This is a genomic window from Vibrio sp. ER1A (assembly GCF_000733315.1).
GTDB lineage: Bacteria > Pseudomonadota > Gammaproteobacteria > Enterobacterales > Vibrionaceae > Vibrio > Vibrio mediterranei.
This window is the reverse complement of sequence record NZ_JPJA01000095.1, coordinates 164,757-175,285: the sequence shown is the minus strand read 5'-3', so window position 1 is coordinate 175,285 and position 10,529 is coordinate 164,757. Positions and strand designations below refer to the sequence as shown.

Below are 10,529 nucleotides of genomic sequence, written 5' to 3'. Positions count from 1 at the left end.
AAATATGCTGCGGAATCTCGGATTTATTCGACGTTAGGAGTAGTTCATCATGCCGATAAAAATATCGATGATGATCTGTATTTCAAAGAATTCACTTGGGAAGGTGCAATTGGTTATGGTTATCGATTCCTTTCTAACCATGAAATTATCGCAGAATATCATTTATATCAAGGTGCGTTAAACCAGACGGCTTTTTCAGAAAACGTCAATGAAGCGACTCTAGGTTATCGTTATTATTGGGATAATACCATATTAGAAATATCGGGTACCGAGAACTTGTTTAATATGGATAACTCTACAGATATCGCCTTCACCTTAGGGGTGAGACATTATTTTTAAACTCAGTTAAACAAGGCTTAATTGACGTTTAAAGAACCTTCACTGTTAAGTGAGAACAAAGCATGAGAAATTAATCTCATCGCACAACATGACCACAAGAGAACTTATTATGTTTAAATATCTACTACCTGTTTTAGTCGTTTTTTCATCTGGCGTCTACGCAGAATCACTTCAGCACATGTCTGATGTGAACCATAACAAACAAGAAATGGCGACAGCAATGAAAGGCATCCAAGAAGTTAAGCTTTCTGATGATGTATATATTGTAAGTAATACTCAGAATGGCTTTACCATTACTGACAGTGTGGATGAACTTTCTGCAAAGTATCGTGATACCTACATTACGGCAGATCAAGCGAAAGCCAACAACTTAGAAAAAGTAAAAACATTCACTGTATACAGCGAAGCAAACTTTGAGAACCTAATTAAAAAAGTAGAGAGTCAAGTATCTAAAGATGCTCCTGATTTCTTTTCTGTAGACCTATATCAGAACAGCATCGGTGACATTGAAATCACAGATTACGTTGCTCGCGTTGTCGAATATAAATAATTTTTAGAAGAGGTTAGCCATGTCAATGCAACACACAAAATCAGCAACACATGAAAAAATGATGCGCGAGTACGGCAACGAAGTCGAGCACAAACACAACAAAGATCATTTAGCTTTCCAAGACAAAGAAAGCAATGAGCATCGTCATCTTCATGGTGGCCACAATGTGCACAAACCCACGCACCACCATCATAAAACGGCGCACCATAACACCCATAAGCGTAACCACACTGAAGCTTCTGAGGAATAACAAAAAACCGCTCGATAAGAGCGGTTTTTTGTCAATTGATAAAATACTAAGGAGATTGGCGAATCAATGGGATTTCATTAACCCAAACTTTTTCGCTGGTCGCTTTTTCGTAACCATAGTCGTATAAAGATTTAAGAAATTCAGGGTCGAAAAACTTACCGTCCTGAGGCTTTTGAGTATAATCCTCATCGACAAAAGTTAAGAACAACTTTGCGCCTATTTTTTTGGAGATGTACATTTCCCTAAACACATCACCTCTAGTTTGGGCGAGTATTAAATTATCTACACTGCGAGCTGCCAAACTGACAGTATCGTCCTCGATGAATTTGAACTCAGTTCTTAATCGTCCGTTACGGATGATGTAAATATGCGGAGGTTTTGCATATCCGAGTGCCTTGGTCACCTTGGTGAAATCAAAGCCCACTGGGTCGAAGAATAGTTGACTGGATAAGCCACCATCTACATGCATCTCTTCTAAAGACTGACCGTTGTACTTAACAGGAATGAACTGTGGGGGAAAGACTCCAGGTATGGATGAACTAGCTGCAAGAACCTGATGAATAATGTCTTTTTTATTGGGTAGATCACTGGTAGCGATACGTCCTATGTTCCAGATCATCTGTCTGCCAGAGTCAAAGTGAGTAGTACCAATCAACATACGTTTGCCCGATTGGTGCGCTTTTGCAATTTCCTCTATAAATTCATCATCAAAGGTTTTCTGAACCATTTTGTAGAAGTTGTCTCCCTCAGAGAATGCGTCTCCAAACAGAATCTTAAAAATACTGGTTCCACCTAACATCATGTCATCGTTCAGGCCTAACATGACCGTTTTGAGTTCGTCGTACTTGTCGCCGCCAACGAAAACAAATGGAGCAATTAAGGCGCCAGCACTAACTCCCGTAATCAGAGAAAACTCAGGCAGTTCCCCTTTATCTTTCAAGCCATTAATCACGCCAGCACCATAGGCACCTCTAGGACCACCACCGGAAAGTACGAGAACATTGAAACGATCACCAATCACTTTTGGCGCATCTGGTGCGTTCTTCAAAAGGTCGAGGTTACCCTTATCGTCATAATTCTCCTTTAGTACTTTAAGGTTTTTCGGTATTTGGTCTCCCCAAATGCGATATGGTTCATTAATAAGACTGACGGCTTCATCTCTGGGGCCGATTTTCGCCTGTAAATAGTTTGATTCATTAACACGAATGGTACTGTCGTGGGGACTGCTGCTACACCCAACGACAAGCGCTGTTAACACCAATATAATTGGTAGACGCATTGGCAACTCCGTTTGCTTATTACTATTCTAATTTGTTAGGGGACATTCTTTAGATTAGTACCAATATTCAGTTATTTACAAAAAATATTAGCTTGCTATTCACTGAATAGTGGTGATGACGATTTAGACAATCATATTGGGATAGCCATGCGATCAATCAATGAATCTAACAACTTCATTTTCTTCACTCTTTCTCTCATTCTTATTCTGATTATAGGTGCTCTCTCGCGTGAGCTCCCCGGCGATGATCTTGACTTTTTGTTGAAGCCTGTAGTGTTAAACAGTTTTGTTATTTGTTTGATTAGTATGAAGTTTTCAAAAGGTTGGTATATATACTTGGTTAGTGTCAGTATCATGATGCTTATTGCGATCCTTACTCACACCTTCTTTGATAGCGGACACGCAAATGTTGCGATGTTAGTACTGATGTTGGCGTTTTTCTATGGTGTGTTTCAGTCGACTGCTCATCAGATTTTGCTTTCTTCCGAGATTGACAACAATAAGTTAGTAGGTTCCATTGCCTTGTTCTTAGTGATGGGGCTTGGTTGGGCTGCGATTTATTTGTTGCTGATTAATTTTAACCCAACAGCAATCAATGGGATTGAGCACTCAGATAAATGGGGAAGTAACTTCTCAGTAGTGACTTACTTTAGCTTTGTCACATTAACCACACTGGGTTATGGCGACTATAGCCCTAACAGTCCACTTGCAGAGGTCGCGGTATACTTACAGGCGATTACGGGTGTGTTCTATATGGCTGTAGTGGTGTCTAGTTTAGTGAGCGCAAAGAAGGGGCATTAATTTATCAGAATGAAGGCCAACCCTCTCGTGGCGTTGGCCTTTTAGTTCTTAGTGATGAGCGTGTTTCTTCATGCCTGACATGACTTTTTTCACTGGCACGGTTAATACTTGAACTTCACCATTAGCAAAGGTCAGCTCAACATTAATGGTCTCACCTTCCTTCATTGGTTTCTCAACGTCTAGCAGCATTATATGCAAGCTGCCTGGCTTAAGGATGGTCTGACCGTTTGCAGGTACAGTAATACTCTTCACTTGACGCATCTTCATGACGTCGCCGTCCATAATAACATCATGCAGTTCCACGACCGATGAAGCTTGTGACGCCGCTTCTACAATAACACGATCTTTATCGCCAGTATTCTCAATGGTTGCAAATACGGCGCTGGTGGTGGCGTTTGGTGGCGTTGCACGTGCATAAGCGTCATTGACGTCAATAGCTGCGTGAGCCATAGATAGCGGTGCTAGAGCAAGTAGAGGAAGTATCAATTTGTTGAGCTTCATGGTTTAGTCCATTGTTGTCGTTAGTTTATCCCTGAGCGTTGATGCGTTTGATGGCTTCAACGATAGGAGCAGGAGTTAAAGTATGCGGTACTTTTTCAATAAGCGTACCGTCTGGGCTTAGGAAATAGAAATATGAGCTATGGTCGAGGGTATAGCCTAGTTTGGAATCTTCCAGCTCTGTTTTGCGAAAGATGACCCCATATTTGTGAGCGAGTGGTTTAGTGACCTCTAAAGGTGCTGACAACCCTTCAATCATCGGATGGAAATACTGCGCATATTCAGCAGAGGCTTCTGCCGCATCCCGCTCCGGGTCAAGGGAAACAAACATGGGTCTGAGTGTTTGTTTGGTTTCATCGTCGATTTGATTTAACGCTCCAGCGAGCATGGCGAGCGAGGTAGGGCATACATCGGGACAACGAGTAAAGCCAAAGTACACAATGCGAGTTCTAGGATCAGCTTGATCAAAGATGGCGACAGGTTTGCCACCTTCTCCAAAAAGTACGGACTCAGACACTTGCGCCAACTGATCCAATTCAGCTTGATGCAGTAATGACTCATTATGCTTGTCCACTAGTAATTTAGCACCAAAACCTAAAGCAAATGCCCCAACTAGTGCGCCAATCCAGAGTTTTTTCATCGTGCCGTCATCCTTACCGCTGCCTTAATATCGCTATCACCGTTGGAGACGGTGCCGTACCATGTCATTGAATCTTCAGCACAGACGGGCAAGATGATTTCGCCTTGGTACACATCAGGCTTGATCATTTCTAGCTGAAACTTTACCACTCCCATGTTCATCTCTTTTCCCTGCAATGAGATGTTCAAATTAGGTGCGTCAGACTTTGGCCAAAATACTTCGACCGTAATAGGTGTTAGAGGTGTGACGCGTGGTGAGTCTACCTTCATTTTGACTCCCTGCTGTTCGCACACTTGCTGTGAAAGCATGCAGTAATCGGTGAGATCAACATCAGCAGAAGGTTCGTGTTTTAGCAGGTTAGGAATAAAAAAACCTGCGCCTAAAGCGAGAGCGACAAATAGGACTTTTACTTTATTGTTCAAATTGTTAATGCCCCAAATCTTAATGTAATCGCATCCTAACATATTTTAGAATCTCGGCTGTGCGATGCAGCAAACTTTTACTAGAGGTTACCGAACGGCAGGACTACTCGTTGTAGAGAGTACTAAACTGATTGTAACGCTCTCGATTCAATCCCTTGTCGCTGTATCCTGTTCGCGATTGAGAACGGTAATGTAAAAGACCACTATTCGTGTCGAAATACAGTTCGACGTCGTCGTTGTACTTCATCGTCGGTGTGGTGAAAACAACATGCAGGTAGTTGCCGTCGTCTTCTTCGATCTTATTACCACCCATAGTGCTGAGCACAGAGACTACTTTTTGTTTGGCTGAGTCTAGGTCTTTGAAGCTCAGTGCATCCACTGATTTTTCTGGGTCATCAGTTTGTGATGAGACTGCATTAGGTGTGGAAGGCATAGGGGCGAATTTGCCATTGTGTATACCGAGGTAAGAGGGCGCATTACTGTTTTTGTAAAACATGTACCCAACGAGCACAACCAGTAGCGTGATGATGATTTTAGCTATCATGAATGTTCCTTATATTTGACTAAATCTTAGCAAAGCTTTGCCTTAGTATAATCCACCAATGGATATTACGTAGGATGTGGCTTTTACGGTTAATCCTTTGAAATCACGTGAAGTTCGGTATACCCCGTTGTTGTGTCTAGCTCGCGTTCGAACACTAGCTCTGGATAACGATGCACAATGAGTTCCGCTGTAGTATCAACGATGCTCTCCTCTAAGAGGTGTCCTCCCAATACATTGCCTTTGCTGTCAGCGACAGAGATATGTACATGTTGATGCTCAGGCGTCAATGTTCCCATCAAAGAGACAATTTCAAACGGCTCAGAGCGTTTAAGAGTGTGCTCTGCTCCTGCTAAACGCATCGATATTTGTGACAGACAACCGACGCATGAGGCAATGGAGCCTGCTTGGATCTGGTGTTCAGCAACCAGCTTATGCAATGCTTTTTTCAAATCAGTTCCGCGAGTGAGGCGCACAGCAATTGGCGATATCGACATGTTCAATCCACGATTGGTAAAATCCTAATGTTACAGGTATTGATCGCCATAGTTAATGTTATGTTCACAAAAACAAGAGATATTAGAGTAAAACACCCAAATTAGGTCTATGTTTATAGGTCAATTAGTAATATGAGTAACCCTATGTACCCTTTTTTCCGGTTGGCAAAAACCATTATTCAATCAAAAAAACAGCCAACACTTTCCTACACACAACAAGATGAAATCCAATTTCGCTGCCATCCATGGGATATCGATCTGTTTCTTGAGCTCAACAATGGCCGCATACTAACCTTGTATGATCTTGGACGTACGGCGTTATCTGTAAAATGTGGCTTGATGTCGACGTTAAAGAAAAAACGTTGGGGGCTAGTCGTTGCAGGCAGCTCAGTACGTTATCGAAAGCGTATTCATATGTTCGATAAAATCACCATGAAAACCCAATGTGTTGCCACCGATGATAAATGGTTCTACCTAGAACAATCCATGTGGGTGAAAGGAGAGCCCTGCTCATCGGTTTTGATTCGAGCGGGTGTCACATCAAAACAAGGCATCGTTGCGCCGCTTGATGTAGTGGATGCAGCGGGCGTAAGTCCTGCAGACAACGAAACGCCACAATGGGTACAGGAATGGGTTGACTCTGAGCAGCATCGACCTTGGCCGCCATCTAATCTGGCCTAATTTATTGAATAGCAATAAAAAGACCAGCATTTGACGCTGGTCTTTTTCATTAACTGGCATCGGGTTGCCTTTCTGGCTCTGCGGCAACAAAAGCTGGATGTTCACAAAGTTTCGAACAAATTGATGTAATGACTGGAAACGGGCTCATGTCTACGCCAAACCGCTCTGCGTTGTAGAGCTGAGGGACCAGACAAACATCTACTAAGCTGATGCTATCACCGACACAATACTCTCCATGCACATCGATGAGCTTTTTCTCTAGTGCATGAAAACCAAGTTCAATCCAATATTGCATCCATTCGGTTTTACCCGCCTCACTCAAATTAAAGTCTCGACTGAGCTTTTGGATAACTCGTAGATTATTGATGGGATGCAAATCGATAGCGATGTCTTGAGCCAATGCAGTAACGAGATAACGTTCGCGGCCTGAAACGGGCGTTAACCGCGGCCGAGGAAAACGTTCGTCTAGGTAATCTATAATGGTGAGAGACTGATTCAGTACCAGTTTTTCACCGTCAAAATCATTATCGACCAGCGTCGGTACTAACTCGTTGGCATTGAGCTCTGCATACATGGCGTGATGTTGCTCTCCGCCATCTTTAAGCAGATGAATAGGTATGGATAGGTAAGGTAACTGCTTCAGGTTTAAAGCAATTCGTACCCGATAAGAGGCAGACGAGCGCCAATACTCATACAGTACAAATTGAGTCATGGTTAATCCTTGTATGCTTCCACCACCTGTTCAATGGAACCGAAGATGGAGTGGCCGTTTTTATCGAGCATTTCCAACTTAATCGTGTCACCAAAATGCATAAACGATGTGCTTGGTTTTCCATCTCTTATGGTCTCTATCATGCGCCGCTCTGCAATGCATGAATAGCCGACGCCACCTTCTTCGATAGAGGTGCCATATTCTGTCCCTTGCTTGTTAGAGACGGTGCCAGAGCCAACGATAGTGCCAGCTGACAAAGGACGAGTTTTAGCAGCATGAGCAACCAATTGGGCAAAGTCGAATGTCATGTCGGTCCCAGCGTTAGGATGACCGAAAGGTTCGCGGTTGTAGACAGAAACAAGCGGTAAATGCACTTTGTTATCTTGCCACGCATCTGCTAATTCATCAGGCGTGACTGCAACGGGAGAGAACGCCGAGGATGGTTTCGATTGAAAGAAACCAAACCCTTTAGCGAGTTCTTGTGGGATAAGGCCGCGAAGCGAAACATCATTGACCAGCATCAGCAACTGAATAGCGTCAGAGGCTTGTGCGGTCGAGCAACCCATTGGGACATCGCCGGTCACAACTGCAACTTCGCCTTCAAAGTCTATGCCCCATTGTTCGCTTTCCATGACGATGGGATCCCTTGGAGCGAGAAATGCGTCCGAGCCACCTTGGTACATTAACGGATCGGTCCAAAAGCTGTCTGGTATTTCCGCTCCACGGGCTTTACGAACCAGTTCGACATGATTGACATAGGCTGAACCATCCGCCCATTGATAGGCTCTCGGCAATGGTGATTCGCATTGGTTTTGGTCGAATGGAATAGCTTGGAGCAAGATCCCTTGGTTGAGTCCCAAGTACACCTCTTCCAATAGAGGTTTGGTCTGTTGCCAGTTGTCGAGTGCGAATTGCAATGTGTTCGCGATATCAGGCACCGTAATACATTGTGATAAGTCATGGCTCACGACGACGAGTTGGCCGTCACGAGAGGTATCTTTTAATGTGGCTAACTTCATATTATTTTCCTGTTTTCCAGCTATACACGTACTGGTTATTTTCAACGTTCGCCGCTTCTGGGCTATGATGCAGCGCGTTGCGGGTATCGATCATCACTGCCACTTCATCAGTAAAGGTTTTCTTGGCATCTCTTCCAGCTTGGAAGGCTTTCGGGTGTGGTCCGTGAGTAAAGCCTGCTGGGTGGAATGTCATCATCCCCGCTTCAATATTGTCACGGCTAAAGAAATCACCCGCGTGATAGAACAGCACCTCATCGTAATCATCATTGTTATGATAAAACGGTACTTTCAGCGCGCCTGGGTCGCTTTCAATTGGTCTAGGGACAAAAGTACAGACCACAAAGCCGTTTCCAACAAAGGTGGTGTGTGCTGATGGAGGAAGGTGATAACGGTGTGACATCAAAGGTCTAATATCACGCCAGTTGAGTTTCAGTACTGACAAATCACCGTGCCAGCCAATTGCATCCAGGGGATTGAACGGATAGGTGATGACATTCACTTTTCCACCACGTTTCAGCTGTACTTGAGTCTGATTTTCGCTGTATTGAGCTTTGAACTTGTCGTTAATAGCTGGTGGCTCAAGAACCGCAGGATCGAACACCGCGTGTTGACCGACGATGCCCTTGTCAGGCAACGCATAAGCCGACCCTGTGTTTTCGATCATCAATAAGAACATCGGACTATGCGGTTCTATGCGCCAATTAGTGGAGCGGGGAATCAGGACGTAATCTCCGTCAGAGACCTCTAGATGACCATAATCGCAATATAGGTCAGCGCTGCCTTGATGAATGAACAACAGCTCATCCCCGTCAGCATTGCGAACGAGGTGGGACATGGCGTCTTGCAGCCGCCATACTCGAATTTTACATTCGTTATTTTCCAGTACGGTGGGTATCGACCATGGCGATGTCTGCTGCGCACCCTCTAGATTGTTGAGGTTAAAAGCACGCGGTTTGAGCTCCCCTTCCCATTCTGTCCAGCCAGTAGGAGCATGTTGGTGATGGAAGTGGGTTGCGGGACCAAAGAACCCCTCGCGACCCGCCTCCCGCTCGTAGATGGCTTCTTCAGGAAAATCGGCGTGCGCCTGTTTGGAGTAAGTTCCCTCTCGATGAGGGAACGTTGGCCACTTACGCATCATTAAGTACCCCGCGACGAATTTGGTCTTCTTCAATGGACTCAAACAGCGCTTTAAAGTTACCCTCGCCAAACCCTTCATTGCCTTTGCGCTGAATGATTTCAAAGAACACTGGACCAATAACGGTTTGCGTAAAGATCTGCAACAAGATGCCATCTTTCATTGGAGCGCCATCTATGAGGATTCTCAAGTCTTGGAGGCGGTCAACATCTTCGCCGTGGCCTACCACACGGTCGTTAACCTTCTCGTAATAGGTATCGGGTGTTGGCATAAAGTCCATCCCACGATCGCGAAGCGTTTGTACTGTTTGGTAAATATCATCGGTTGTCAAAGCGATGTGCTGAATTCCTTCACCGTTGTACTCACGAATGAACTCTTCAATTTGTGATTTATCGTCAGAGGACTCATTAATTGGAATTCGGATTTTTCCGCAAGGCGCGGTCATAGCTCGGCTAACAAGACCCGTCAGTTTGCCTTCAATGTCGAAGTAACGAATTTCTCTAAAGTTACCAATACGCTCGTAGAATCCTGACCACACATCCATGTGTCCTTGCTTAACATTGTGAGTTAGGTGATCAAGTTCGTATAAGCCCACGTCTTGTTCAGCCAATCGCTTGTCGGCATCGGGATAGAATTTGAAATCAACATCGTAAATACTGCTGCTGCCATAACGATCGACAAAATACAGTAAGCTTTCGCCGATTCCATAGATGGCGGGAATACTGAGCTCCATTGGACCAATTTCGGTCACGTATTGTTGACCACCATTTTCCAAAGCGTGAGACATTGCTTTACCTGCATCTTCTACACGAAAGGCCATACCGCACACAGAAGGGCCATGCACTCTAGCGAATGCCTCTGCTTGGCTGTGAGGCTGTGCATTGACGATAAAGTTAATATCACCTTGGCGGTATAACCATGCTTCCTTGGAACGATGTTTAGCAATTTCTGCAAACCCCAATGAATCAAATAGACGTTTGAGATCGTTGATGCCGTTGTCGTCTGCTGCGGTGTATTCCACAAACTCAAATCCGTCGGTACCGAGAGGGTTAAAATTGATGCTCATGTAGGTTTCCTTTTGATAGTCATTGTGCTCCTTTTATGGTGAGGAGCTTTCTATTGATAAAGCGCGGTTCCTCTATAAAATTTGGCCAATTAGCGAAGA

The 10,529-nt window shown here is 44.3% G+C and carries 15 protein-coding genes; 5 read left to right on the top strand and 10 right to left on the bottom strand.

All coding sequences use genetic code 11. From position 1 onward, the window contains the following. From HW45_RS25855 to HW45_RS25845, 3 genes are all read left to right on the top strand, one after another. On the top strand, nucleotides 1-339 hold a 339-nt coding region (locus HW45_RS25855), incomplete at its 5' end, for a DUF3187 family protein (RefSeq protein ID WP_152559717.1). A gap of 109 nt (nucleotides 340-448) precedes the next feature. Then, a complete protein-coding gene (locus HW45_RS28510; protein WP_051868401.1) occupies nucleotides 449-889 on the top strand; it encodes a hypothetical protein in 441 nt (146 codons plus the stop codon). 19 nt (nucleotides 890-908) lie between these two features. Further along, nucleotides 909-1,139: a hypothetical protein gene (locus HW45_RS25845; RefSeq protein WP_006070204.1), complete on the top strand. Its 231-nt coding sequence runs from the start codon at nucleotides 909-911 to the stop codon at nucleotides 1,137-1,139. Between the two features lie 46 nt (nucleotides 1,140-1,185). Here the strand turns inward: HW45_RS25845 and HW45_RS25840 are convergent, their stop codons facing one another. Continuing rightward, on the bottom strand, nucleotides 1,186-2,418 hold the full coding sequence (locus HW45_RS25840) for a patatin family protein (RefSeq protein WP_006070203.1): 1,233 nt from the start codon (nucleotides 2,416-2,418) through the stop codon (nucleotides 1,186-1,188). Nucleotides 2,419-2,724: 306 nt separating this feature from the next. Here HW45_RS25840 and HW45_RS25835 point away from each other — a divergent pair, with 306 nt between their 5' ends. Next, nucleotides 2,725-3,219: a potassium channel family protein gene (locus HW45_RS25835; RefSeq protein WP_231896665.1), complete on the top strand. Its 495-nt coding sequence runs from the start codon at nucleotides 2,725-2,727 to the stop codon at nucleotides 3,217-3,219. Between the two features lie 48 nt (nucleotides 3,220-3,267). Here the strand turns inward: HW45_RS25835 and HW45_RS25830 are convergent, their stop codons facing one another. From HW45_RS25830 to HW45_RS25810, 5 genes are all read right to left on the bottom strand, one after another. Continuing rightward, the gene (locus HW45_RS25830; protein WP_006070201.1) at nucleotides 3,268-3,720 is read right to left on the bottom strand and encodes a copper chaperone PCu(A)C; all 453 of its coding nucleotides are present in this window, start codon (nucleotides 3,718-3,720) and stop codon (nucleotides 3,268-3,270) included. Nucleotides 3,721-3,745: 25 nt separating this feature from the next. Next, on the bottom strand, nucleotides 3,746-4,357 hold the full coding sequence (locus tag HW45_RS25825) for an SCO family protein (protein ID WP_006070200.1): 612 nt from the start codon (nucleotides 4,355-4,357) through the stop codon (nucleotides 3,746-3,748). Next, nucleotides 4,354-4,779, bottom strand: coding sequence for a hypothetical protein (locus HW45_RS25820; RefSeq protein ID WP_038230895.1), 426 nt, complete (start codon nucleotides 4,777-4,779; stop codon nucleotides 4,354-4,356). The genes HW45_RS25825 and HW45_RS25820 overlap by 4 nt, the downstream gene beginning before the upstream one ends. Before the next feature lie 103 nt (nucleotides 4,780-4,882). After that, a complete protein-coding gene (locus tag HW45_RS25815) occupies nucleotides 4,883-5,323 on the bottom strand; it encodes a DUF1499 domain-containing protein (RefSeq protein WP_031494477.1) in 441 nt (146 codons plus the stop codon). 89 nt (nucleotides 5,324-5,412) lie between these two features. Next, nucleotides 5,413-5,817 carry a PPC domain-containing DNA-binding protein gene (locus HW45_RS25810; RefSeq protein WP_038230841.1) on the bottom strand — a complete coding sequence of 135 codons (405 nt, stop codon included), beginning with the start codon at nucleotides 5,815-5,817 and terminating at the stop codon, nucleotides 5,413-5,415. Nucleotides 5,818-5,949: 132 nt separating this feature from the next. Here HW45_RS25810 and HW45_RS25805 point away from each other — a divergent pair, with 132 nt between their 5' ends. After that, on the top strand, nucleotides 5,950-6,498 hold the full coding sequence (locus tag HW45_RS25805; protein ID WP_231892995.1) for an acyl-CoA thioesterase: 549 nt from the start codon (nucleotides 5,950-5,952) through the stop codon (nucleotides 6,496-6,498). Between the two features lie 49 nt (nucleotides 6,499-6,547). Here the strand turns inward: HW45_RS25805 and maiA are convergent, their stop codons facing one another. Genes maiA through hppD form a run of 4 tightly spaced genes read right to left on the bottom strand, consistent with a single transcriptional unit; the run spans nucleotide 6,548 to nucleotide 10,430 of the window. Continuing rightward, on the bottom strand, nucleotides 6,548-7,210 hold the full coding sequence (maiA, locus tag HW45_RS25800; RefSeq protein ID WP_038230839.1) for a maleylacetoacetate isomerase: 663 nt from the start codon (nucleotides 7,208-7,210) through the stop codon (nucleotides 6,548-6,550). Nucleotides 7,211-7,212: 2 nt separating this feature from the next. Then, the gene (locus HW45_RS25795; RefSeq protein WP_038230838.1) at nucleotides 7,213-8,229 is read right to left on the bottom strand and encodes a fumarylacetoacetate hydrolase family protein; all 1,017 of its coding nucleotides are present in this window, start codon (nucleotides 8,227-8,229) and stop codon (nucleotides 7,213-7,215) included. 1 nt (nucleotide 8,230) lies between these two features. Then, on the bottom strand, nucleotides 8,231-9,364 hold the full coding sequence (locus HW45_RS25790; protein WP_038230837.1) for a homogentisate 1,2-dioxygenase: 1,134 nt from the start codon (nucleotides 9,362-9,364) through the stop codon (nucleotides 8,231-8,233). Next, nucleotides 9,357-10,430: a 4-hydroxyphenylpyruvate dioxygenase gene (gene hppD / locus HW45_RS25785; protein WP_038230836.1), complete on the bottom strand. Its 1,074-nt coding sequence runs from the start codon at nucleotides 10,428-10,430 to the stop codon at nucleotides 9,357-9,359. Before hppD ends, HW45_RS25790 begins: the two co-directional genes overlap by 8 nt. Between the last annotated feature and the right edge of the window lie 99 nt (nucleotides 10,431-10,529).